At 64.5% G+C, this 23879-nt stretch carries 27 protein-coding genes; 14 read left to right on the plus strand and 13 right to left on the minus strand.

Features of this window, described 5'->3' with window-relative positions; translation table 11 throughout:
* Positions 1–5: 5 nt before the first annotated feature.
* Together QM797_RS00690 and QM797_RS00695 are read right to left on the minus strand one after the other, a co-directional pair.
* On the minus strand, positions 6–461 hold the full coding sequence (locus QM797_RS00690; protein ID WP_283273209.1) for a nucleoside deaminase: 456 nt from the start codon (positions 459–461) through the stop codon (positions 6–8).
* A gap of 3 nt (positions 462–464) precedes the next feature.
* Positions 465–1004, minus strand: a complete 540-nt coding sequence (locus QM797_RS00695; protein ID WP_008712456.1) for a tRNA adenosine deaminase-associated protein — start codon at positions 1002–1004, stop codon at positions 465–467.
* Positions 1005–1067: 63 nt separating this feature from the next.
* Between QM797_RS00695 and QM797_RS00700 the strand changes: the two genes are divergently transcribed.
* A complete protein-coding gene (locus QM797_RS00700; protein WP_502942284.1) occupies positions 1068–2039 on the plus strand; it encodes a prephenate dehydrogenase in 972 nt (323 codons plus the stop codon).
* Here QM797_RS00700 and QM797_RS00705 read toward each other — a convergent pair.
* Complete coding sequence (locus QM797_RS00705; protein WP_283275228.1) at positions 2012–2527, minus strand: putative glycolipid-binding domain-containing protein; 516 nt, start codon at positions 2525–2527, stop codon at positions 2012–2014. The genes QM797_RS00700 and QM797_RS00705 overlap by 28 nt on opposite strands.
* 222 nt (positions 2528–2749) lie before the next feature.
* Here QM797_RS00705 and QM797_RS00710 point away from each other — a divergent pair, with 222 nt between their 5' ends.
* On the plus strand, positions 2750–3091 hold the full coding sequence (locus tag QM797_RS00710) for a hypothetical protein (RefSeq protein WP_283273211.1): 342 nt from the start codon (positions 2750–2752) through the stop codon (positions 3089–3091).
* 22 nt (positions 3092–3113) lie between these two features.
* On the opposite strand, the gene QM797_RS00715 is transcribed toward QM797_RS00710, so the two are convergent.
* The 3 genes from QM797_RS00715 to QM797_RS00725 are packed head-to-tail and all read right to left on the minus strand — an operon-like array spanning position 3114 to position 7144.
* Positions 3114–3494 (minus strand): hypothetical protein, encoded by a 381-nt coding sequence (locus QM797_RS00715; protein WP_283273212.1) that lies wholly within the window; start codon positions 3492–3494, stop codon positions 3114–3116.
* 40 nt (positions 3495–3534) lie between these two features.
* Positions 3535–5358: an ABC transporter ATP-binding protein gene (locus QM797_RS00720; RefSeq protein WP_283273213.1), complete on the minus strand. Its 1824-nt coding sequence runs from the start codon at positions 5356–5358 to the stop codon at positions 3535–3537.
* On the minus strand, positions 5351–7144 hold the full coding sequence (locus QM797_RS00725) for an ABC transporter ATP-binding protein (protein WP_283273214.1): 1794 nt from the start codon (positions 7142–7144) through the stop codon (positions 5351–5353). The genes QM797_RS00720 and QM797_RS00725 overlap by 8 nt, the downstream gene beginning before the upstream one ends.
* Positions 7145–7322: 178 nt before the next feature.
* Here QM797_RS00725 and QM797_RS00730 point away from each other — a divergent pair, with 178 nt between their 5' ends.
* The 5 genes from QM797_RS00730 to msrC all read left to right on the plus strand — a co-directional run bounded on the left by QM797_RS00730 (position 7323) and on the right by msrC (position 11169).
* On the plus strand, positions 7323–8471 hold the full coding sequence (locus tag QM797_RS00730; RefSeq protein WP_283275229.1) for a DNA cytosine methyltransferase: 1149 nt from the start codon (positions 7323–7325) through the stop codon (positions 8469–8471).
* Positions 8468–8884: a very short patch repair endonuclease gene (locus tag QM797_RS00735; RefSeq protein ID WP_283273216.1), complete on the plus strand. Its 417-nt coding sequence runs from the start codon at positions 8468–8470 to the stop codon at positions 8882–8884. Before QM797_RS00730 ends, QM797_RS00735 begins: the two co-directional genes overlap by 4 nt.
* Before the next feature lie 63 nt (positions 8885–8947).
* Entirely contained in the window at positions 8948–10009 is a 1062-nt protein-coding gene (locus QM797_RS00740; RefSeq protein WP_283273218.1) for a hypothetical protein, read from the plus strand.
* Positions 10010–10018: 9 nt separating this feature from the next.
* Entirely contained in the window at positions 10019–10708 is a 690-nt protein-coding gene (locus QM797_RS00745; RefSeq protein WP_283273219.1) for a DUF998 domain-containing protein, read from the plus strand.
* Positions 10684–11169, plus strand: a complete 486-nt coding sequence (msrC, locus tag QM797_RS00750) for a free L-methionine (R)-S-oxide reductase MsrC (RefSeq protein WP_283273220.1) — start codon at positions 10684–10686, stop codon at positions 11167–11169. Before QM797_RS00745 ends, msrC begins: the two co-directional genes overlap by 25 nt.
* Here msrC and dhaL read toward each other — a convergent pair.
* Positions 11153–12805, minus strand: coding sequence for a dihydroxyacetone kinase subunit DhaL (gene dhaL / locus QM797_RS00755; protein WP_283273221.1), 1653 nt, complete (start codon positions 12803–12805; stop codon positions 11153–11155). The two genes, msrC and dhaL, sit on opposite strands and share 17 nt — an antisense overlap.
* A gap of 65 nt (positions 12806–12870) precedes the next feature.
* Here dhaL and QM797_RS00760 point away from each other — a divergent pair, with 65 nt between their 5' ends.
* Positions 12871–13422: a YceI family protein gene (locus QM797_RS00760; protein WP_283273222.1), complete on the plus strand. Its 552-nt coding sequence runs from the start codon at positions 12871–12873 to the stop codon at positions 13420–13422.
* A gap of 38 nt (positions 13423–13460) precedes the next feature.
* Positions 13461–14192 carry an SIMPL domain-containing protein gene (locus QM797_RS00765; RefSeq protein ID WP_283273224.1) on the plus strand — a complete coding sequence of 244 codons (732 nt, stop codon included), beginning with the start codon at positions 13461–13463 and terminating at the stop codon, positions 14190–14192.
* Here QM797_RS00765 and QM797_RS00770 read toward each other — a convergent pair.
* Both QM797_RS00770 and QM797_RS00775 read right to left on the minus strand, forming a co-directional pair.
* Positions 14189–15298, minus strand: a complete 1110-nt coding sequence (locus tag QM797_RS00770; protein WP_283273226.1) for a CaiB/BaiF CoA transferase family protein — start codon at positions 15296–15298, stop codon at positions 14189–14191. The two genes, QM797_RS00765 and QM797_RS00770, sit on opposite strands and share 4 nt — an antisense overlap.
* 23 nt (positions 15299–15321) lie before the next feature.
* Positions 15322–16203 (minus strand): dioxygenase family protein, encoded by an 882-nt coding sequence (locus QM797_RS00775; RefSeq protein ID WP_283273227.1) that lies wholly within the window; start codon positions 16201–16203, stop codon positions 15322–15324.
* Between the two features lie 98 nt (positions 16204–16301).
* Between QM797_RS00775 and QM797_RS00780 the strand changes: the two genes are divergently transcribed.
* Positions 16302–17132, plus strand: a complete 831-nt coding sequence (locus tag QM797_RS00780; protein WP_283273228.1) for a pyridoxal-phosphate dependent enzyme — start codon at positions 16302–16304, stop codon at positions 17130–17132.
* 134 nt (positions 17133–17266) lie between these two features.
* Here QM797_RS00780 and QM797_RS00785 read toward each other — a convergent pair whose 3' ends face one another.
* On the minus strand, positions 17267–17488 hold the full coding sequence (locus QM797_RS00785) for a hypothetical protein (RefSeq protein ID WP_283273229.1): 222 nt from the start codon (positions 17486–17488) through the stop codon (positions 17267–17269).
* 125 nt (positions 17489–17613) lie between these two features.
* Here QM797_RS00785 and QM797_RS00790 point away from each other — a divergent pair, with 125 nt between their 5' ends.
* Positions 17614–18015 (plus strand): GAF domain-containing protein, encoded by a 402-nt coding sequence (locus tag QM797_RS00790; protein WP_283273230.1) that lies wholly within the window; start codon positions 17614–17616, stop codon positions 18013–18015.
* Here the strand turns inward: QM797_RS00790 and QM797_RS00795 are convergent.
* Entirely contained in the window at positions 17987–18196 is a 210-nt protein-coding gene (locus tag QM797_RS00795) for a hypothetical protein (RefSeq protein ID WP_283273231.1), read from the minus strand. The genes QM797_RS00790 and QM797_RS00795 overlap by 29 nt on opposite strands.
* A gap of 240 nt (positions 18197–18436) precedes the next feature.
* On the opposite strand from QM797_RS00795, the gene QM797_RS00800 reads away from it, so the two are divergent.
* Positions 18437–19225, plus strand: coding sequence for a hypothetical protein (locus QM797_RS00800; RefSeq protein ID WP_283273232.1), 789 nt, complete (start codon positions 18437–18439; stop codon positions 19223–19225).
* Between the two features lie 146 nt (positions 19226–19371).
* On the opposite strand, the gene QM797_RS00805 is transcribed toward QM797_RS00800, so the two are convergent.
* On the minus strand, positions 19372–20349 hold the full coding sequence (locus tag QM797_RS00805) for an alpha/beta hydrolase (protein WP_283273234.1): 978 nt from the start codon (positions 20347–20349) through the stop codon (positions 19372–19374).
* 241 nt (positions 20350–20590) lie between these two features.
* Between QM797_RS00805 and QM797_RS00810 the strand changes: the two genes are divergently transcribed.
* Positions 20591–21043, plus strand: coding sequence for a MarR family winged helix-turn-helix transcriptional regulator (locus QM797_RS00810; RefSeq protein ID WP_283273236.1), 453 nt, complete (start codon positions 20591–20593; stop codon positions 21041–21043).
* Positions 21040–21420: a DUF5313 family protein gene (locus QM797_RS00815; RefSeq protein WP_283273237.1), complete on the plus strand. Its 381-nt coding sequence runs from the start codon at positions 21040–21042 to the stop codon at positions 21418–21420. The genes QM797_RS00810 and QM797_RS00815 overlap by 4 nt, the downstream gene beginning before the upstream one ends.
* Here the strand turns inward: QM797_RS00815 and QM797_RS00820 are convergent.
* On the minus strand, positions 21414–23852 hold the full coding sequence (locus QM797_RS00820; protein ID WP_283273238.1) for an ATP-binding protein: 2439 nt from the start codon (positions 23850–23852) through the stop codon (positions 21414–21416). The genes QM797_RS00815 and QM797_RS00820 overlap by 7 nt on opposite strands.
* Positions 23853–23879: the final 27 nt, after the last annotated feature.

A 23879-nucleotide genomic window follows, 5' to 3' on the forward strand; every position in this document is an offset into this window, starting at 1 on the left:
GATCGTTATCTCTGGTGGGCGAAGAAACGAGTCAGCACTTCGGCGCATTCGGCTTCCAACACCCCGCCGCGAACCTGTGGCCTATGAGTGAGTCGACGATCCCGCACGACGTCCCACAGCGAGCCGACGGCTCCGGTTTTGGGTTCCCACGCGCCGAACACCACAGCTCCGACCCGGGCCAGCACCAGTGCCCCCGCGCACATCGTGCAGGGTTCCAACGTGACGGCCAGGGTGCAGCCTTCGAGTCGCCAACCGTCACCGTGCACCGCCGCTGCTCGACGCAATGCGATCACTTCCGCGTGTCCGGTCGGGTCGCCCGACGCCTCCCGCGCGTTGCAGGCCCGGGCGATCTCACGTCCCGACGCGTCGAACACAACTGCTCCGACGGGTACATCGGCGTCCGACGCCTCGGCCGCGGCCGAGAGCGCTGCGCGGATCATGTCCGCGTCGGACACCACCATCGGTCAGCGCCGCAGCTTGTTCACCGCTGCGGCGAACTCGTCCTCGAAGCCCAGGCGTTCGGCGATGGATTGCAGTTGCTCGTCGGGGTAGTCGTCGGTCTCGGCGACGATGATGCCCAGCACGGCCTCGGGTAGTCCAAGGTCGGCGAGCAGGGCGAGGTCGCCTTCTTCGTAGGGTTCGATGTCATCGAGTTCGTCGGGGTCCACGTCGGGGATCTCGATATTCAACGCATCGAGAACGTCCGCGGCGATTTCGTAGTCCACTGCGGCGACCGCGTCGGACAGCAGCAGGCGCGTGCCGTTCGGTGCCGGACGCAGGATCACGAAGAATTCCTCGTCCACGTCGAGCAGCCCGAACACTGCACCCGAGCTGCGAAGTTCACGCAGTTCGGTCTCTGCCGCCGACAGGCTGGTCAGTGCATCGTCGGACAGCGGTGTCACAGTCCACTTGCCGTCCTCTCGGACAACTGCAACGCCGAATCCCTCGAGGTCGTCGTACTCCGATGCGGATGCACGATTGTCTTTCGCGCGCTGTGCGGCCATGCGCGCAACGGTAGTCCGGTAGGGGTCGGTATTCGAAGTCCACCTCCCGCCTACGGCACCCACCTGTGCCAATCTGATCGGGTGACTTCTTCCTCGGTGTGCGTTCTCGGCCTCGGACTGATCGGCGGGTCGATTCTGCGCGCCGCACAGGGTGCCGGCCGTCAGGCGTGGGGGTGGAACCGATCGGCAGACGCGATCGCCGGTGCTACAGCCGACGGATACGACGTCGGTACCGACCTGATAGCTGCTTTGACCAGGGCATCCAGAGAAGATGCGCTGATCGTCATCGCCGTTCCGATGCCCGCTGTCGATTCCATTCTGGCCGCCGTTGCCGAGCACGCACCTTCAGCTCCGCTCACCGATGTGGTCAGCGTCAAGGCCGAGGTCGCTGCCGCTGTGATTGCCCGCGGACTGCAGGCGCGCTATGTCGGCGGGCATCCGATGGCGGGCACCAATCATTCGGGCTGGTCTGCCACCGACCCGACTCTGTTCGCCGACGCGGTGTGGGTGGTGTCCACGGACCCCGGGGTCGACGCCGACGTGTGGGTCCGCGTGGCCCGGCTCGCCCTGGACTGCGGTTCGGTGGTGGTTCCGGCGGAGAGCGTCGAGCACGATCGCGCCGTTGCCCGAATCTCTCACCTGCCGCATCTGCTGGCCGAGGCGCTGGCGATAGTGGGAGCGGCCGGCGGGCCGTTGGCATTGGGCCTGGCTGCGGGCTCGTTCCGCGACGGGACGCGGGTGGCGTCGTCGTCGCCGACTCTCGTCCGGGCGATGACCGAGGGCAACGCTGCCGCTCTGCGAACCGCGCTCGACGAGGCGCTGCATGCGCTCACCGCAGCGCACGAAGAACTGGACAAGAACTCGACGAAAACACTGGTCGACGCCGGAAACGCAGCACGGCTACAGTACGAGCAGCATCAGCGCTTCGAGATCACCGACATCACTCCGGGCGAGCCGGGGTGGCGCGAAAGACTGCAGGACGCGGGTCGACGCGGCGGCGTCGTGCGTCAGATCCGTTCGGCCAGTCCCGGGTAATCGAGAACGAATCCTTCGGCATCGACCGTGACGGACGACGTCGACACCGGAGAGATGACGTGGATGCCCTCGGAACCACTGCTGTAGGTCAGCGTTGCCTCTTGAATGCTGAGGTCGAGGAGATTGACGTACACCGTCGGCACTTCGAGGTCCTGGACCTGGGTGTGCAGACCGAATCGACGGATCGGCAAGGTGTTGAAGAACGGGCTGAGGACCATATCGACGTCGAGCGCGCCACCGTAGGTCGAGCGCTGATGACTGGCGCTGTTCTCCACCATCCAGTAGCCCTCGTCGTCTCGGCTCACGGACGCCTGCCGATCACCGGAGGCCAGCGAGGTGCGCACCGAGAGCCGCTTGGTGACGCCGTATTCGTCGGTCACCAGGTCGTAGGAGGCGCTGAAGGCGGGATGATCGGCGCACGCGGCACCGATGATGCGTCCAGCAGCCTTGATTCGGTTGCCGGAGAGCTGAACGCGCACGGACTCCATGCGGGGAACATCATGCGCTCGCCACGTCAGGATCGAGGGCCAGGCTTTCGCGTCGGTGGAGTCGGACGCGGGGACGGAGGCATGCTCGGCACCCGATGCTTGAGTGATCACCCATCTACGGTAGGCGACGAAGCCGGCCAAAGAACAAGCGGACGCAACTTTTACTTTTCACTCCAGGTCATTCCGCAGGCTCCACTCCCGCAGATTACTAAGGTGATCCCCGTGACGACAGAGAACGCAGGCGGCGGGCAGTTCGATTTCGCACATTCCGAACAGGCCGCGAAGAGTCGACAGGACAAGGCGACGGCACTGGCGCGCTACGTCTGGGATCGCGGTATCACTGGTTCCGAACTCCTCGACCTCACCGACGCCGTCCGCCGAAAACTTGCCCGCGCCGCCGACCTACACCCACCGAGCACGATGGAAACGTGGACCATCGTTGCCGAGCTGCTCGACCGCAAATCCGAATGGGCAGCCGAACACCCCGGTCACGACGGGGCAACGCCCCGGCACACCGACGAAAAGATCATGTGGGTCAAGCCGCCCATCACGCCTTGGACCTGATCAGCCGGTCACCAGGCCGATCTCACTGGCGATAGATCTCGACGTGCGCACCGGTAACCACACCGAGGGTCGACGTCGGCTGACCCCAGCTCGAACCGCAATTGCCCGACGCCTGACCTGTCGGCACGAAGTATCGGCTCGACGAGGTGTAGGGACCGACCGCCGGGATCGGAAAGCGATTGGGGACGAAGTGAAAACCCCAGCACTCGGTGATGAGTACATACTCTCTACCCGGAGGAGCACCGGTGTCATGACAGGACGCCGACGCGCCGAAGGCATCGTGGGCGATAGTGCAATCCTGAGTGTCAGCATGGGAAACGCCTGCGCCGATGATTGCTGTAAAGGCCAGACCTGAGACGACGACGGTGGCAACTCGTGTTGCCGCGACAAATGTTCTTCTCATACAGGTCATTTCGCCGGAGAGCCGCGCGGCGTTACGGAAATCAGACCAGTGAGTCTTCCCATGCCTCGTGCAGGTGCGCAAAGCGTCCCTGCCCCGCGATGAGGTCCTCGGGGGTGCCGTCCTCGACGATGTGACCGTCGGCCATGACGAGGACGCGATCGGCGATGGCCACCGTCGACAGGCGGTGCGCGATGATCAACGCCGTCCGTCCCTGCAGGATGGTCTCGAGAGCACGCTGCACCAGCCGCTCGCTCGGGATATCCAGACTCGATGTCGCCTCGTCGAGCACGATCACCGACGGCGCGGCGAGGAACACCCGCGCGAAGGCCACCAATTGCCGTTGACCCGAGGACAATCGGCCACCGCGCTTGCGTACGTCGGTATCGATGCCGTCGGGCAGCGACGCGATGAACTCCGTCAATCCGACGGCGTCCGCCGCAGCCCGGACCTCGGCATCGGTCGCCGTCGGGCGTCCGAGACGGATGTTGTCCGCCACCGAACCGGAGAACAGGAACGACTCCTGCGTCACCATGACGACGTTGCGGCGTAGGTCCTCGTCGCTGATCTCACGCATGTCGATGCCGTCGAGTCGCACGGCTCCGGCCGTCGGATCGTAGAAGCGCGCCAACAGCTTGGCCAGTGTCGACTTTCCGGCTCCGGTGGCCCCGACCATCGCGACCACCTGCCCTGCAGGCACGTGCAGCGAGAACTCGGGCAGCACGACGCGCTCGGATCCGTAGGAGAAGTGCACGTCGTCGAACGTGATGTCGCCCTTCACCGTTCCGATCTTCACCGGATTCTTCGGTGCGATCACCGACGGTTCCTCCTCGAGCACACCGGAGATCTTCTCCAGCGCAGCAGCAGCGGACTGGTAGGCGTTGAACACCATTGCCAGCTCGTCGAGCGGCCCGTAGAACCGTCGTAGGTACAGCACGTAGGCGGCAAGCACGCCGATGTCCATGTGGCCGTTGATCACTCGCCAGCTGCCGAACACCAGGATGATCGCGAGCGTGACGTTGCCGATCCAGCGCACGATGCCGGTGTAGCTCGCCATGCCGCGCAACGCCGCGGTAGTGGCGTCCCGATACTCCGAATCCTCGGTGCTCAGAATGGCGTCGTTGCGACCCTCACGCCGGAACACCTGTACCGCGCGGATACCGCCCATCGACTCCACGAAGTGGACCACGACGCGCGCGATCGCCACCCGTGTTCGACGGTATCCCTGACGTTGACGCCGCTGCGACCACCGAGTGACGAGAACAAGCGGAACGAAGCCGGCCAACACGATCATCGCCATCGGCACGTCGAGATACACCAGGATGATCGCGATCGACACCATCGACAGGATGGCCGTCAGTGCATCGTTGAGCGCACTTTCGAGCAGCGTCTGCAGAGACTCGACATCGCTGGTCAGTCGCGAGATCAACCGTCCCGAGGTGTATTTCTCGTGGAACGACAGGCTCAGCTTCTGTGCATGATCGAACACCCGGCCGCGGAGGTCGTACAGGATGTTCTGACTGAGCCGTCCCGAGACGGTGAGAAACGCATAGGTGGTGAACATTCCGAGCAGACCGAAGCCGGTGTAGCCGCCGACCGCCCACAGCAATGGACCCCAATTACCCTGCCCCGCAGCGCCGACGCCGTTGTCCAATGCATAGGCGATGAACAGTGGGCCCGCCACGTAGGTGATGTTGTCGACCAGGATGATCAGGAACGACAGCAGGGCCTGCTTCTTGTACGGGCGCACCAGCGATGCGAGTAGGCGACGAGAACGACCGGCCAGCACCAGATTTCCGGTGGCGTCGACCTCGGATTCCTCCCCGCCGACGCCCCGCCAGTCCTCGGTGCTGCTCTGATCACTCATGGACCGACCCCATCACCTCGCGGTACCGCGGCGACGACGCCAACAGTCCCTCGTGCGTTCCCTGCTCCACAATTCTTCCGTTCTCGAGATAGAGCACGCGGTCGGCCAACGCAGCGGTCGACGGCCGGTGTGCCACCAGCACTGTCGTCGAATGCGCCAACACGCGCCGCAGCTCCTTCTGTACTTTCGCTTCGGTGTCCACGTCGAGCGCAGACAGGGGGTCGTCGAGCACCAGCACCCGTGGCTTGCCCAGCACCGCACGCGCCAGCGCGAGCCGCTGCCGCTGTCCGCCGGACAGGCTCATGCCCTGCTCGCCGATGCGAGTGGCCAAACCCCACGGCAGCTGCTCGACGAAATCCGTTGCGTGCGCGATCTCCAACGCTTCGGCAATCTCGGCATCGGACGCCCCGGGAGAACCGAGTGCGATGTTCTCGCGCGCACTGGCCGAGAACAGCACCGGATCCTCGAAGGCCACCGACACGATGGAACGCAGGTCCGACAACCGCATCGAGGCCACGTCGATACCGTCGATCGTGATGGACCCCTCGGTGACGTCGAACAGCCGAGGAACCAGGTTGGTCAGTGCAGTCTTTCCGCTGCCGGTGTTACCGACGAGCGCGACGGTCTCCCCCGGCTCGATGACGAAACTGACATCCTCGAGCAGCGGCGAGGACGCGTCGGGAAAGGTGAATCCCACGCGGTCGAATTGCACTCGGCCACGGATTCTTTCGGGCAGTTCGACGGGATTGTCCGGATCGGTGACGGTTTCGGGAGTGTCCATGATTTCCCAGTACCGATCCGCTGCCGTACGTGCATTGTTCAGCTCGGCCAACAGGTAGCCGAACGACTCGATCGGCCACAACAGGAAGGTGACGATGGCGATGGCAGCGACGAGCGTGCCGACCGTCATCGTGCCCTGCACGATCGAGTACGTTCCCACGGCCAGAATCGCGCCGATGGTGATCGGTTGCAGCCCGACGATGACGGCCCAGATGATCGCGAGGTAGCGCACCTTCTTCAGCTCGGTCCCGCGCAGAGTGCGAGCCTGCCGAAGAAACTGCTTGCCCAGGTGCGCACTTCGACCGAAGGCCTTCAGGACGCGAATGCCTTGAATGGACTCCTCGACCGTCGTCGTGACATCGCCCGCCTGATCCTGAGCATCACGCGCTACGACGCGGTACAGCGTCTCGAACTTGGTGCAGGCGATCACCAGCGGCACCGACGTCACCAACATGATCAGCCCCAATTGCCAGGACTGGACCAGCAATACGCCGATACCCACAACGAGCGTGACGGCGTTGATGATGATGAACGGGCCGATGAACGCCATGAACCGGCGCAGTGAACCGAGATCGGCGATGGCGCGCGAGAGCAGCTGACCCGATTCCCAACTTTCGTGCGCCGCGACCGAGAGCCGCTGCAATTTGTCGAATACTGTTGCACGAGCCGTGATCTCGAATTGACTCGACGGCCTGGACACCAGGTAGCGCCGCACCCAGATTCCGGCCGCGTCAATGGTGCCCAACAGCAGGATCAGCGCTGCGGGCCACCACACCGCCGAGAAATTCCGGTCGGTGATCGGGCCGTCGATGACACGCTGTATCACCAGAGGAATGACCAGACCGGTCAGAGTCGCGATGAGCGAGACCACGATCGAGCCGATGTAGAACCACTTGTACGGGGCCAGAAACGGCGCGAAACGCTGCAGCGAGCTGGGTGCCTTCGCCGTGTCCGGGTATGGCTGATCCAGGGTTCGGGTTTCGGGATCGAGCACACCCGTAGACACAGTTCTTCTCCTTATTGCCGTGCTCGAATGATTTCATTGCACAGGCTCAGTTTCCAACCGATTTTTCGGCCCTCGCATTCCAGTGTGAAACCTCGAGCAAGGTCGAGGTCAAGTGCAACCGCGCTCGAGTACCGTAGGACCGTCGGGCGAGAGAAGGGCATACGTGAGCGCACGGTCGATGGTCGGGTTGTTCGCGGGAATCGGCGGGCTCGAGCTGGGGCTGGCCGAGGCGGGCTGGTCGACGCAGTTGCTGTGCGAGGTCGATCCCGGAGCCCAAGCCGTACTCACCGCCCGCATGCCCGATGTCCCCCTGCACAGCGATATCACCACACTGCGCAGCCTGCCCGCCGACACCGAACTGGTAGCAGCGGGCTTTCCGTGCCAGGACCTCTCCCAGGCAGGACGCACCGCGGGCATCACCGGTGCCCGATCCGGCCTGGTCGACGAAGTGTTCCGGCTGGTCACGCGGCGGCGCGGCCCGCGCTGGCTGCTGATCGAGAACGTGCCGTTCATGCTGCAACTCGGCCGCGGGGCCGCCATGCGGCACATCACCGACGCACTCGAGGACCTCGGTTACATGTGGGCCTACCGCGTCGTCGACGCCCGAGCGTTCGGATTGCCGCAGCGTCGGCAGCGAGTGGTGATGCTGGCCTCGCGCACCGACGATCCGCGCGAGGTCCTGTTCTCCCAGGATGCCGGCCCGTTGCCCGACGGCGATCCGAGCACCCAGCCGTGCGGGTTCTACTGGACCGAGGGAATCCGCGGACTGGGCTGGGCCGTCAACGCGGTCCCGACACTCAAGGGCGGGTCCTCGCTCGGCATCGCCAGTCCCCCGGCTGTGCGGTTGCGGTCCGGGGAAATCGTCACGCCCGGCATCATCGGGGCCGAACGTCTGCAGGGCTTCGATCCGGACTGGACGCTGCCTGCCGTCCAGCATCCCGGCGTCCGGAGTGGGCATCGCTGGAAGCTCGTCGGCAATGCCGTCAGTGTGCGGATGGCGTCATGGGCCGCGCAAGCCCTGGACGACCCGAAGCCGTACGACGCCTCGCATGATGTAGCTGTTCTGCCGGGCCAGGCCTGGCCGACGGCAGCATGGGGACGCGACCGGACGACGTTCAAGGTGACGATCTCGACCATGCCGGTACACGAGCCGTACGAGGACCTGGCCGGCTTTCTGGACGACTCGAAGCTGCTCTCTGCACGCGCGACCGCCGGATTTCTTAAGCGGGCCCGGGCCGGCAGCCTCCGTTTCGCTCCGGGATTCCTCGACGATCTCGACGCCCACCTCGAGCGCATGGGCGGATACGCCGAGCGGGTTTCGGTGTGAAAGCCGAACGCCCCGTCACCGACGCCAAGACCAGTGCTCGGCTGAGCAAGCAACGGCGCCGCGACACCAAACCCGAGGTAGCCCTACGGCAAGCACTGCACCGCCGAGGTCTGCGGTATTTCGTCGATCGTGCTCCGCTGAAGGGCATGCGGCGTCGAGCAGATCTGGTGTTTCCCAGGCGCAAGGTCGCGGTTTACGTCGACGGCTGCTTCTGGCACAGCTGCCCGGTTCACGCCACCAAGCCCCGCAACAACGCGCAGTGGTGGGCCGACAAATTGGCAGCCAACGTCGCCCGCGATCGCGACACCGACAGGCGATTGATCGACGAGGGCTGGCGCGTCGTACGAATCTGGGAACACGAGGACCCCGCCATCGCCGCCGACCGAGTCGAAGACGAACTACTAGGAGACTGAAACCCTTTCGAGCCCCCGCGCGTCCAACCCCATGATCGGTCGGTTCGAGTTCGGGGGAAAACAGTGCGCAGAAATTGGTTGCTCGCGGCGGTGGCGCTGACGATGTCGGTCTCGACGAGCGGATGCGCGGTGGTGTTGCTCGGCAGCGCGTTCCCCGCAGGCAGTTCGTCGCCCACCGGCAGTTTTTCGCCACAGGACACGTACGGATTCGAGATGTCGGAGGCCGACCGGTATCTGGCCGACACGGCAGAATTCGTACGCAGTCTCGATCCGTGTGGCTTTCTCACCGAGGACGATCTCGCTGCCCTCGGCACCGTGGTGCAGCTTCGCCCCGATGGCGAGTTGAGCACGTGCTCGGCCGGCCTGAACCCTGGGGGATCGAGCGCCACCGACTCCGTCTCGATCGATCTGAACGGATATCAACCGACGTCCGACGACCCGGACTACGAGCAGATCACCATCGGTGACGAACAGGTGTATCTCGACAACTCGTCGCAAGGGTCGTGCCGCATCGGCTTTCCGCTTCGCGACGAGTTCGACGGCACCACCCCGGGGGCCATGGACGGTTTCCTCACCGAATCCGGGCGCGGCTTCGCCACGATCGACGTCTATCGCGCCGACGCGGACGCGTGCTCTGCAGCAAAATCTATTACCGAGACCGCACTCGGTCTGTTGGACGATCCACCGCTGCGCGCCGATTCCAAGTACAACCTCCCGCTTGCCTCGAAAGATTTATGCGCCGTCTTGGAACACTTGCCCGAAACCTGGACGGTGGATCGCTGGAACCCTCCCTCCGACCCGTACCGTTGCCACTTCATGGCGTCCTCGGCAACATTCGAGGACAACCTCATGATGCTCGACGTCACGCTCGCCTACGTCGATACCGATCTGCGTTCGACGGACCGCACGACCGTCGAGCAGGGCGGCTACACCGTCGAAACACGAGGTTCCGATTCGGCATGCTTCGCGGACATCGTGTTGGGCAACCCCGTGCTCGGCATGCCCGAAAACGAGGACACTGCCGCGCGCTATGCCCGTACGGTTCCCACACTGTCCGTCTTGACCGATAGCTGCGAGTCCGCGGTCGCACTGGCCGTGGCAGCTGCCGATGTACTGACTGGCTAGCCTTGGTTCGTGCGTTCGAGAACTGAAGGCGTGGATATTCGCCGCGTCGTAGTGGCGGTCTGCTTGATCCTCGCCGGACTGCTGTACTCCGCGTGGGTGGCCGAATTCTTCCTGGACACCGGTCTCGACCCAACCACATCGTTCCTCAGCGAACTCGATGCCCGCGATCAGCCGTACCGCGAATTCTTCTCCACCGCAGACGTCGTCACGGGGTCACTGATGATCTTCGCTGCGGTCCTCGGCTTCCTCTCCACTGCGCGTCGACGGCTCGTCGTCACCGGCTGGGTGGCGTCGGGCATTTTCGGTATCGCAACCATCGCCGACGCGAAACTTCCGCTCGAGTGTGTGGCCGCCGACGATCCGAGCTGTCCGATCGAGCCCAGCGGATTGTTCCCGCAACTCCATCACCTGCACGCACTCACCAGCACCATCGCGGTGTTCGCGATCTTCACGGTCATGATCGCGTTCACGCTCGCTGCATTCCGTTATGCGGCCTATCCCCTGCTTCGGACGCTTGGTGTCGCGGTGCTGACGGTCACGACCCTGGCAACGGCGTGGCTGTTGATCGCCGACAATCTTTCCGGCGACCACGGCCTCGGTGTTGCCCAGCGGGTTCAGGTGGGCGGCATGTCGGCGTATCTGGTGGTGCTGGGGTGTGCGCTTAAACTCGGCGCATGTCTTTCACCGCGACCGAACTGAACGGGTCCAAGGTAGAGCAGTACCAGCAGCTCGCCGAGCAGGCCAAGGGCCTCGTATACGAAGAGTCGAACCTGATCGCCAACGCCGCCAATCTCTCCGCATTGGTCTATCACGCTCTGCCGGAGGTCAATTGGGTCGGCTTCTACCTGTTCGACGGCACCGAACTCGTCGTCGGTCCCTTTCAAGGTCAGCCCGCTTGTGTCCGCATCGCTCTGAGCAAAGGCGTCTGCGGCGCTGCCGCGACCACCCGCGAGACGCAGCGAGTAGCCGACGTTCATGCCTTCCCCGGCCACATCGCGTGTGATGCGAACACTCGCTCCGAGGTCGTCGTACCGCTGTACCAGGGCGAGACACTGATCGGTGTGTTCGACTTGGACAGCCCCGTCCCGAACCGCTTCGACGCCGACGATCAGGCCGGCCTCGAAGCGATCGCGGAGGTCTTTCTCAGTTCGCTGAGCTAGCTGCTGCCTCGAAGAACCAGGCGATGACGAGCGCACCGGGATCTACGACGCCTCGCGCGGCCTCACCGACATAGCTGGCGCGGCCGCGGTTGGCGGTGATGTCCTTGGTCGATTCGGCTCCGGTCTTCGCGGCGTCGGCTGCATTCTGCAGGGTGCCGCCGTCCTTTTCGAGCGCCTCGACGGCGGGGGCGATGGCGTCGACCATCGTCTTGTCGCCCACCCGTGCGCCACCGAGCTCGGTGATGCTGTCCAGTCCTGCCCGGGCGGCCTGCCCGATTGCCGCGAGATCCGGCTCCGATTCCAGCATCGTCCGGTAGAACTGCCGAAACCAGATACCGAACAGCGCGCCGGACGTACCGCCGGAGTGGCCCAGGTAGGCCTCGCTCACGGCCTCGAATACCGTTGCCGCCGAGTAGGATTCCTTAACCGCGTCCAAATCGAGTTGTTCGAGTGCGGCCACCATGTTGGTTCCGAAGTCGCCGTCGCCTGCCTTGCGGTCCAGCTCGGTCAAGGCCGGCTCCTCGTCGAGCACACGCTGCGCCCACGACCCGATCCACTTCGAAACGAATGCCGACTTCTCACCGGTGTCGGACGGTGAGAACGTCGGCCCGAATGCGCCGCGTTCGGCCACCGGCTTAGCGCCTCGACTCTGAGCGTTGGGCCAACCGGGCGCGTCCGTGGGGGCGTCCCACAACTCGAGCATCTCGTCGTCCGCACGAACGAGGGTGATCGAGGCTCCGCCCATGTTCAACGCAGTGACGAAGCTGCCGACGAGCGAGCGGGAGATCTCGATCCCTTTGCCGTGCAGGTACTCCGAGAGTTCACCGAACAGCAGATGCAGCTCCAGCGGGTGCGTTGCCCCGAGCCCGTTGACGATCGCGATCACCGACTCACCCGAGCTCAAACCGAGCGAGCCCACGATGGGCTCGGTCAGCTTCTCCACGATCTCCTGAGCAGGCAGCCGGGGCACGCGGTCGGTGCCGCGCTCTCCGTGGATACCGATGCCGAGTTCGATTTCCTCCTTGGGCAATTCGAACGACGGTTCGTCCGCTCCAGGCAATGTGGGCGGGTTCAGCGCGACCGCCATACTGCGCGCGTTCTCCGCTGTTCGACGCCCCAGTGCAACGACCGCCTGCAGGCTGTCGCCGCGTTCCGCCGCTGCACCGCATACCTTTTCGACGGCGATGGTCGCAGCTGTTCCGCGGCGACCCGGGCCGTCCTCGCTCTCACTGGCGACGTCGTCGTCGACGAGAATCACGTCGGCGACGATGCCGTCCTCCTGCAACAATTCTCTGGCGATCTTGAAGTTCATCACGTCGCCGGTGTAGTTCTTCACGATGTGCACCACGCCACCGCCGGAGTCCACGGCCTTGGACGCCTCGTGCACCTGAAGGGCATTCGGTGAGGTGAAGACCAAACCGGGGCACGCACCGGTGAGCATGCCGCGACCGATGAATCCGGCATGCATCGGCTCGTGGCCCGATCCCCCACCGGACAGGAGGGCAACCTGACCGTCGGAGATGCGATAACGACGGGTGAGAAATCCGGGATCGGAGTGCCAGGTGACGTCGTCGGTGGCGGCGACGAAGCCGCGGAGGGCGTCGGCAACGAATGTTCGAGGGGAGTTGGAGAACATGACTCCACCCTAACCACCTGCGCCGCGTCCCTTCCTCGGTTCTGCGGGACCGATACAGTCGGGGCATGACTACCGTGACCTGGACGCTCGACTCATCGGACGGTGGGCAGTTGGCCGTTCGGACGGATGTCACCGGACGGGCAGCCAAGATGGGCCATCGCCTCACGATTGCGGTGACCTCCTGGACCGCGACAGTCGAGTGGTCGGGGGACGCACCCACCGCGATCACCCTCGTCGCCGAGGTGAGTTCACTCGATGTGGTCCATGCCGAGGGCGGACTGACACCGTGGCTCGGGCCCGAGAAGATCGTGGCGAAAGCCAACGCGCTCAAGAGCTTCGACGCCGACCGATATCCATCGATTCGATTTCGTTCAGAGGAGATCACCGCCGGCGACTCCGGATTCAGGCTGGCAGGCACGTTGGAGATTCACGGTGTGTCCAGGAAGATCACCGTGGACGTGAACGTCACCGACCTCGGCGATCGATGGCACATCGTGTCCGAAAGTATTGTGCGTCAATCGGATTACAAGATCACTCCGTATTCGCAGATGTTCGGAGCCATGAAGGTGGTGGACGAGGTGACCGTGACGTTCGACGCCGAGTATCGCAAGCCCTGAGCCTTTCCCATTCGCCTGTCATAGTGGACACTACGGCGATGAGTCGAAATCGATGGATGATCGGATCGTGCGTATCGGCCCTGTTGCTGACCGTTGCCCTGACCGCGGGCTGCAGCAGCCCAGCGACTTCGTCCCCTGATGGACCTCCCGGAGTGAACGTCAATGGCGTGGGAGAAGTCCAAGGTGCACCGGACACGTTGACGACCCAGATCGGCGTTCAGGCCACAGCCGAGGACGTCACCGCAGCCATCGAACAGGCCAATTCTGCCGTCGGTGACGTCACGGACGCAGTGATTGCGGCCGGCGTCACCCGCGAGGACATCCAGACTCAACAGGTGTCGATCGATCCGCAGTACTCGGGCGCATTGCCGGGCGGCACCTCGAACATCTCCGGATATCAGGCCACCAACACCTTGCAGGTCACGGTTCGCGACCTGTCGAAGGCGTCGGCAGTCCTGGGCGAAGCCACATCGGCCGGCGGAAACGCGACCCGAATCTCCGGGGTCTCCTTCAGGATCGACGACGATTCCGAGCTGATCGCCGATGCTCGGTCCAGGGCATTCGCCGACGCACGCGATCGCGCCGAGCAGTACGCGACGCTCGCAGGCGGCGAACTCGGTGACGTTCTGTCGATCACCGAGTCGATCACCGGCCAGGAGCAGGCGAGAACCTTCGGCGATTCCGCGAGTTCGGCAGACATGGCGGTGCCCATCGAACCGGGACAGCAGACCGTCAGCGTGTCCGTTTCGGTGAAGTGGGCGTTGAACTAAGACCCGGCGGGCGGTGGCAGGCGATAGTTCACCGGGGTGGCCGAGAAGTCCAGAGGATTACGGACGCCGTCGGCCACTGAACCCGGCACCTGGACCCGCGGCTCGAGCCCGAGTGATTCCGCGAACGCAAAGGCCTCGTCGATGGAATTGACCGGCCCAGCGGGAACGTTGCGGGCCATCAGTTCTCGATACCATTCGTCCGCGGTCCGCGTCTGCAATGCCGAGTTCACGATGTCCACCAACTGATCTCGATGTTCGACGCGCGCCGAGTTGGACGAGAAGCGTTCGTCCGCAGCTAATTCCGGGATTCCCAGCACGTCCGTCAGCTCCGAGAACTGCCGGTCGTTGCCCACTGCCAACGCGAGCGGACGGTCGGCGGTCTCGAACACCTCGTACGGCACCAACGAGGGATGCTTGTTGCCCATCGGGACGGGCACGACCCCTGCCCCGAGGTAGGCCGCCGACTGATTGCTCAGTGCGGACAGTACCGACGCCATCAGCGAGGTGTGCACCTGCTGACCCTCACCGGTCTGCGATCGATGATGCAGTGCCGCAAGGATTCCGCTGAGTGCATGCAGGCCGGTGACGATATCGACCATCGCCACTCCCACTTTCGTGGGCGTCGACGCATCGGGGCCGGTGACGCTCATGAGCCCGCCGACGGCTTGGACCACCAGATCGTACCCAGGGAGCGCAGCTCCTCCGCCGGTGCCGAAGCCAGAGATCGAGCAGTAGATCAGGCCCGGGTTCGATTGCGACACAGCTGAATAACCCAGCCCGAGGCGATCCATCGTTCCGGCGCGGAAGTTCTCGATCACGATATCCGCGCCCGAGACGATCTCGCGCGCCTCGGCTACGCCGCTCTCGGACTGCAGGTCGATGAACCTCGACGTCTTGTTGCGATTCACCGAGTTGAAATAGGTTGCCGTACCGGCGGAGTCGTACGGGGGACCCCAGGATCGGGTGTCGTCGCCGGTTCCGGGTCGCTCGATCTTGATCACGTCTGCGCCCATGTCGCCGAGCATCATTGTCGCGTACGGTCCGGCGAGCACTCGGGAGAAGTCCGCGACGACGAGCCCCGCGAGTGGACCGGTGGCAGGTGTCATCGGTCCACTGTATGACCCAGCGCCTAGGCGACCGCGAAGGACCGCTTCGCCAACCCGAACTGGAAGCCGGTGATCGCCGTGGTCACCGGAGCTTCCGGGTTCTCGGCAGCACCGAGAGTGACGAACAGCGGGGTGAAATGTTCGACGGTGGGATGTGCGTACGGCATTCCCGGTGCGGCGTTGCGGAAGTCCGCCAGTGTTCCGACGTCACCGCGCGCCAACGCGTCGGCCGCCCAGAGATCGAAGTCCTCGGACCACGTCGGGACAGTGTTGGTGCTGAAGTTCTCCCGCGAGAGGAACGGCAACCCGTGCGTCATGAATCCGGATCCGATGACCAGAACACCCTCGGCCCGCAGCTCTTTGAGCGCTCCGCCGATGCCCATCAGCCGATCGGGTGCATGGGTCGGCAGGCTCAATTGCAGAACGGGAACATCGGCGTAGGGGTACATGACCTTCAGCGGAACCCAGGCACCGTGATCGAGGCCGCGAGAAGTGTGCCGGTGCAGGTTCTCCGACGCGGGGATCGCCGCGGCGACGCGCGCGGCCAACACCTCGGCGTCGGGCGTCCGGTATTCCATCGAGAAGTAACGCTGAGCGAAACCGCCGAAGTCGTAGACCAGCGGGGTCGCGGCCGCCGACGCAGACAGACTCAGCGGGGCCTCTTCCCAGTGCGCGCTGACGATGAGGATCGCCTTCGGCTTGGGCATCGACTGCGACCAGGTGAACAGCTGGTCCATCCAGAGTGCGTCGTCGAACACCGGGGGCGCGCCATGGCTGATGTACAGGGCGGGCATCGGCCCGTCGTTCGGGGTCCACATCTGCTGTGACCGGCTCGCGGGTGCGGTATCGGCGAGAAACGCATCGAACGCTGCTCCCGCGATCGGCGGGTTTACGACAGATGTCATGAGGGGTCCTTCGAGTGCTTAGTTGAACCTTCAACCTAGCACTGGATTCCATTTTGCACAAGGCACCTCACACGCCCCTCACCACCTACAGTGACCAGGTGCCCAAGGTGACCCTGTCGCAGTACCCCACGCCCCTGGAACCAGCTCCCCGGCTGGCTGCGGCTCTGGGGCTCGGTCCGAACGATCTGTGGATCAAACGCGACGACCTTCTCGGGCCGGGCGGCGGCGGAAACAAGGTGCGCAAGCTCGAATGGCTCTGCGGGGCGGCGATCGAGGCCGGGGCCACCGCACTCGTCACCAGCGGCGCGGCCCAGAGCAACCACGCCCGGCTCACCGCGGCCGCAGGTGCACGACTCGGCCTCGACGTCGTACTGGTCCTGGCCGGCGCACCCCAGGCCAACGAGAACGGAAACATCGTGCTCGACGGCCTGTTCGGGGCACAGATCGTCTGGGCGGGCACCGACTCGCTGGACGAACGAGCCGCCGAGACCGCCGCCGAACTGGGCGAGGGGGCATCGCTGATCCCATTCGGCGGTACCTCGCTGGACAGTGTCGAGGGCTACGTCTCGTGCGCCGACGAGGTCCTGGCCGAAATCCCCGCAGTGCACACGATCGTCACAGCGGTCGGATCAGGAGGAACGATGGCGGGGCTCGTCCGACGCCTCGGTGCCGAACGCGTCCTCGGCGTCGACTGCGGCGCCGTCTCGGATCCGGTGGATCGTGTACTCCATTTCGCCAATCGGCCGATCGATCGGGAGCAGTTGAGATTCCGGCACGATCTCGTCGGCGAGGGGTATGCGGTGCTGTCGGATTCAGTCGCCGAAGCAATGACGTTGGTCGCCCGCACCGAGGGGCTCGTGCTCGACCCTGTCTATTCCGGGCGCGCTGCTGCCGGACTCGTTGCTGCCGTGAGGGATTCGATGATCTAGGCAGGTGAGCGAACAGTCCTGTTGCACTCCGGCGGCCTACCAGGACTGTTCGGCCACCGCGGCGCAGTCGAATTGGGCCTACGCCAGGCCGGTTACCCGACGGAAACTCGAACTCCAGACTGAGGTTCACACGGCTACTCCACAACGACGCGGCCACCACCGGGCAGGTTGGGAGTGTCCGTGACTTCCCCTGCCTCGATCACCGTCGCAGTTGCCTCGACCGGCCCCGACCCGACGCTGACGCCGTGCTGAAAGAACAAGAACGCCTGCACGGGCCTGAGCTCCGTGGTGGGCGCGGCCGACGCGATACCCGCCGACCCCAGCGTCAGGGCTCCTGCAACCAACGGTGCCGCCACGAGGCGAGTGATTACTTTTCTCGAAAACACGATGCTCCCCATTCCGTTGAATTCGTCCGATGTCCGAGAACATCGCGCAACGGACCAGGTGGTGTGCAAACCCCTCGGGCCCTAGGCTCGGCGATATGCCTGGTGCTGTCTATCGCGCACCGATGCCGGACGGCGTCGAGCGTGCCCTCACCTACGGACTCTGCGGAATGTCGGCCGACGACGAACGATCGCTACGACGGGTCGAGCGCTTCGAGCAGGTTCCGGACGGCTCTTTCGTCTGGACGCGAACCGCGCGTGGCGAGTACTTCCTCGGCCGAATCTCCGGTCCACTGCGGGAAGATCACAGCGCCGACGCGGTGGCGTCGAACATGATGTTCGTACGGGACTGCGAGTGGACCGGCGAACCCGTTCCCGTGCACGAGGTGCCCGCCGCCACGCTCCGCACGTTTGCCCGCGGCGGGCGAAACTTTCAGCAGACACACGACCCGCAGGTCGCCGCGGAGTCGACTAGCGTGTGGCGAACGCGAGGTCGCTGACCTGGGGATCGATCTGCACAACCGAGTAGCCCTGGATCTCGAACTTGTTCTCGCCCTCGGGCGGTCCGAGCACGGCGCGAACTATCAGGGTGGCGACAGCGGCGACGAGTGCGATCGCGACCACCACCGCCGCGACGATCAGCAGGGTGCGGGGTCCGCCGAACAGGTTCTTCGAGCTCATGGGTCCATCATGGCCCACTCGGAACAGAGAACGAGCCGCGCGGTGGACTTCGACGCAGTAATTCGACCGCCTGGTTCTTGACTAGAGTTGGCCCGGATGCTCGCCCGCGCCCGACGAGTCGACCAGCAGCGAACGGGAGAACGTGCCGTACTACCATTCCGATCTCGACTCCGACGAGGTCATGTTCCAAGTCGACGGTGACAACGAGGCCCGCACCGGTATCGGCCTGGGACCGAACCGATGATCCCTCAGTTCTTCCGTCGACTGTGCGACGACGCCGCCGTCTTCCCACCTGGCAACGCGCCGCTCGATGTCGCTGTGCAGCAACATCTCGAGTACCGAGCCAGTACGTTCGCTGATCTGGTCGGTCTGCTCGTCGTACCCATCGATCGAGTGACCGAGCTCGAATTGGGCACTCGGATGCAGGTGTCGTTGACTGCTCCGCACGGTCCCGGCACTGTCGAGGCCGGCCTCCGCGCGGCCGACCGTACGGCCGGAGTGACGGTCGTGGCCATCGAAGTGGAAGTTCCCGACGGCACCGACATCGACGCACTGCGCGCCATCACCCAGGACATCGACATCTATGTCGAGATTCCCCGGGACTCTCGACGCGACCATGTCTTCGACGCCGTGGACGAGCGCGGGTACCGCGCGCTGTTCAGGACCGGCGGCGTCACCGCCGACATGCATCCGAGCGAGCACGAACTGGCGTCGGAGATATACGAGGCTGCCAAACGAGAGATTCACTTCAAGGCTATCGCCGGACTGCACCACGCGGCCCGAAACACCGACCTTCACAACGGTTTCGAGCAACACGGCTTTCTCAACGTGATACTTGCGGCCGAGGCCGCGCACAGCGGGGCTCGGGTCGGCGAGCTCGAAAAGATACTGGCGATCCGGGACGAGGAGGTCCTCGCCGGGATTGTGGCCGGTGTCGAAGGTGAACGCGCCTTCGCCTCGTTCGGAACGTCCAGTATCCGTGAGCCGCTCGACGACCTCGTTCGCCTGGGACTCGTGCCACCTCAGTGACGAAGAAGCGCGGTCGATAACTCACATCGCCATCTCCACCGATTCACGGCACAGTGCGGACAGCGATCATCACCACCTACCTCCCCGCTACGCACGCATGGCGTCACTGCAGCGTCAGGAAGGCTGCCCCAGCCGGTTGATTCCGCTCAGATCCCGAGCGACCCCGCCAGCGTCGGCCAACTCTTGGGCAGCTGGTCCACCCAGTACGGCCACGAGTGGGTTCCGGTCTCGGTGAAGTCGAATGTCGCCGGGATGTTCAACTGACCGAGTCGGTCCGCAAGTCGGTGGGTGCAGTAGTTCGCGCCCACCTCGATGAGGCCGCCGACCACTACGACATCCAATGCTGCTGCACTGTCGAAACTTTCGTGGGGTCCCGGCGCTCCGGTTCCCACCGACACGTACACGTCCGTGCCGCGCAGACTCTCTGCATTGACGACCGAATCGTGCTCCGCCCAAGCAGGATCGAGAGGTCCGCCCCACATGTTGTCGGCATTTCCACCGAAGGCTCCGACGATCGCCCGAATGCTCGCCTGGCCCAACGGCTCCGAGGACGCGAAGCACCCACTGTACGACGCCACCCCGGAGTAGACATCCGGGTTACGTGCGGCCAGCATCATGGCCGACTGCGCGCCCATCGACAGTCCCGCAATTGCGTTGCGTCCGTTGCCGTCCAGCGCCGCGTCGATCAGGGGTGGCAGTTCCTCGGTGAGGAACGTTTCCCATTGATATCGGCCGAGTTTCGGATCGTCGCGCTGCCAGTCGGTGTAGAAGCTGCCGGGGCCGGCGAGCGGCAGCACGACGTTGACGTTCTTGTCTGCGAAGAACTCGGCTGCGCCACCTTTGCGCAGCCACATGCTGTTGTGCGGATCCTCTTCACCGATACCGCTGAGCATGTACAGCGTCGGCCTCGGCCCAGTGTTCACCGCCGGAGTCAACACCTGCACCTCGACGATTGCGCCCATGGCGGGCGATTCCACACTCAGCGTCCGCAGGGTGTCGGACGCGATCGCGGTGTCGACGATGCGCGCAGCAGAGTCGACCGGATCGGCGGCAGCCACGCCGATCGAGGACAACGACATCGCCGCGACGACGACGAACGGGGTGAAGACGCGTCGACGACGCATGGCGATCCTCCGGAAAATCTCGAGGGAAACAGCGAATCGACACGGAGCATCGCACAAGTTCGGACGGGATAGAACGTCGAACGCGAAGTCCATCGAATTCACAGACCGGGACCCTGCCGATGCATCCAGATTAAATCAGTCTCCCTGTTTTGCAGCACTTTTCGGGCGCAGCACTCGATTTCGAGCAAACAGTTAGTGCACGAACCATTCGTGCACTAACTGATCTGCTAACCTGGTCGTCGTGACCACCACCGACGACCCACTCGCACTCGATCGGCAAGTCTGCTTCGCGCTCGCCGTCGCCAACCGTGCTGTGCTGTCGGTGTATCGGCCACTGCTCGAGCCGATGGGGCTGACACATCCGCAGTATCTGGTGATGCTGGCACTGTGGGGCGAGTCGCCGATGTCGGTCAAAGCCATCGGATCAGCGTTGCAGCTCGACTCGCCCACGCTCTCGCCGCTCCTCAAGCGTCTGGAATCGATGGGGCTACTGTCCCGCAAGCGAAGCCCGGAGGACGAACGCGTCCTGCTGGTCGCGCTCACCCCGGCTGGGACCGCACTGAGAACGAGGGCCGAGAAGATCCCGCCCGCCGTCGTGGAGAAGCTCGGCGCGTCACTGGCCGAACTCGACGATCTTCGACGGGTCCTCACCCGTGTCAACGACGCGGCCATCGCAGCAGGAGCACTGTCATGAACACGAACCGCAACCGTCCGTCCTTCGGTCAGTGGCTGGGCTACGCCGTCCTCGCCCGCAAACTACCCGATTCCCTGCAGGATTGGGTTCGATGCGACCTCGTCGGGCCGGGTGCGACGCCGCGTCACATCCTGCGGTCGATGATTCCGTTCCTGCCCATCTTCGTCGGGTTCTTCGTCCTCTTCCCCGGAGCGATCTGGCTACGCGCCTCGATGGTGCTGCTCAGTTTGCTGCTCGCGCTGTTCTACACCGCCGCCTACATGGACCAGAACCGCGCCCGTCGCCTCGAAATCCACGGGCTACCAGCTGATTTGAAGAGTGTCAAGAAGATGGCCGAAATGCAACGCGAGCGCGAGAACTATCGCCGCAATCACTGACCCTCGCGGCTGAGCCCAGCGGTGAAGTCGTCGGCAATCATAATTGCCAGGTCGCGGGTTTTGCGGTTCGAGTTCTGCGACAGCTCGGTCAGTTGGGTGAAGGCAGCGTCAGCGTCGATTCGGTACACCGACATCAGGATTCCCACGGCACGGCCGATTGCTGCGCGGGTGTCGAGGGCGCTGCGTAGTGTCGCGGCCTGGTTGTCGCTTTCTTCGAGCAATTGCTCACGCATACGGGACAGTTCGAGGTGCACCCGAATTCGAGCGACCAGCTCGCGGTCGTGGAACGGTTTGACGATGTAGTCGTCGGCACCGCGCCCGAGGCCGTCGAGCACGAAGTCGGTTCCCGCTCGTGCAGTCACCAGGATCACCGGTACTCGCTGCAGCGCGTCATCGCGGCGGATGTCGTCCACCAGGTCCAGTCCGCTGCGTCCGGGCAGCATGACGTCGGTGAGCACCAGTCCCGGTGTCGTCGAGCGCGCACGATCGAGCGCGGTCTCGACATCACCTGCGGTCGTGATGGTCCAGCCTTCGTGGGTGAGCAGCCGGACGAGATAGTTGCGCATGTCGATGTTGTCTTCGACGAGCAGTATGTCTGCGCGGTCGGTGGTGACCGTTGCCGGTTCTTGCGGTGCGAAGATCGCGGACACCGAATCCACAACCGGGATCGGTCTCTCGACGCCCACGGTGGACTCGACGGGCAGTCGAGGTACGACCACGGTGAAGGTACTGCCCACGCCCACCTGGCTGTCGACGTCGATCCGTCCGTCCAGGACCGTGACCAGATCCGACACGAGCGCGAGTCCGATCCCGGACCCTTCGATGCTGTGAGCACCGGACCGTTCGACCCGGTGGAACCGATCGAATATTCGGGGCAGATCGTCTTCGGGAATGCCGAGGCCGGTGTCTGCGACGACCAACCGAATCGCGTCCGCGCCGGTGACGAGGCGGACGGAGATGCGGCCGGCCGGGGTGTATTTGACGGCGTTCGCGACCAGGTTGAAGACGACCTTCGCCCACATCTCGCCGTCGGTGAGAACGACCACGTCCTCGGCCGCGTCGACAACGAGCTCCAGGCCCTGATCCGACACGACCGCCGCGAACATCGACGCGCAGTCCCATATCACCGCAGCCAAGTCGGTGGGCTCGAGGCGAGCGCGCAGCTGACCGGCGTCGGCACTGACCGCGTCGAGCAGGTCGTCGACGAGACGTCGAAGCCGAGTCGACGCGCGATGGACGACGTCGAGCGAGTCGCGGTCGACGTCGGTCAGCGTCGACGTGGTGCTCTCGCGCACGGAGTCCAGCGGGCCGGCGAGCAGGGTGAGCGGAGTTCGAAACTCGTGGCCTACGTTTTCGAGCAGTCGAGTCTTGGCCTCGTCGGCCTCGGCCAGCGCCGCAACGCGACGCCGCTCCATCTCGAAAGCATGCGAGGCGGTCAATGCCGTGGACACTCGCTCGGCCACTGCGACGAGGAACGAGGTGGCGGAATCGTCGCGGGCCCGAAATACATCGACTCCGACCAGCAAAGCACCGATGGGTCGAGCATGTCCGGCCAGCGTCAGCGGAACGATCACCGCATTCGTGACCGTTCCGTCCACGTCGACGGTCGCGCGGGTGACCCGACCGTCCGAGACCTCGACAACGTCGGCGAGGTCCCAGGTAGCGGCCTCGCAGCCGAGGGCGCCTGCGGTCGCGATGTGCTCGAGTTCCCCGTCGTCGGCAAGATCGCGTCGCAGGTACGCCGCCACCAACGGAAATTCACGTGCTTCGTTGCCCAGCGCATCGATTGCCGCGCGGCAGATGCCGACCGGGCCACCGGTATCGTCGCCGGTCAGCGATCCGAGGGCGAGGAGCGCGTGCATGCGGCGCTCGCCGAGCACCTGCATCGTCACCTCCGTCGTGGCAACGAACACACCCAGCACCGTGCCGCCCGGTCCGAAGATCGGGCTGTACGAGAAGGTCCAGTACGTCTCCTCGGGGTAGCCGTACCGCTCCATGACGAACAGCTGGCGAACACCGTGCACTGGCTCGCGGCCGTCCACCACCTGCGCACACAGCCCCCCGACGTAGTCCCACATCTCGGACCAGCTTTCGCTGGCCCGCTGACCTGCAGCCCGCGGAAACTTGTCGCCGAGAAAGTTCGTGTAGGAGTGGTTGAAGATCTGCACCAGGTGCGGACCCCACCAGATCAGCATCGGGATTGTCGACGGCAGGACGGTGCGCACGGCCGTCACCAGCTCGTCCGGCCAACTCTCCACCGGTCCCACGTCGGTGGACGCCCAATCCAGCTCGCGAAATCTGGCGTCGGTGGGGTTGTCGCCCGGAAATAGTTCGTCCAACCGGGCCGAACCATCGTCGGGTCGTGCGGAGTTCATCGCCTCGTCCTTCTCGACCAGCGTTCCGCGGGAGTTCGGCGGTCGCATTCTCGGCATCGACAGTAGCCGAGCGCCCGGTACGCA

This window comes from Rhodococcus sp. IEGM 1381 (assembly GCF_030056795.1).
Classification (GTDB): Bacteria; Actinomycetota; Actinomycetes; order Mycobacteriales; family Mycobacteriaceae; genus Rhodococcoides.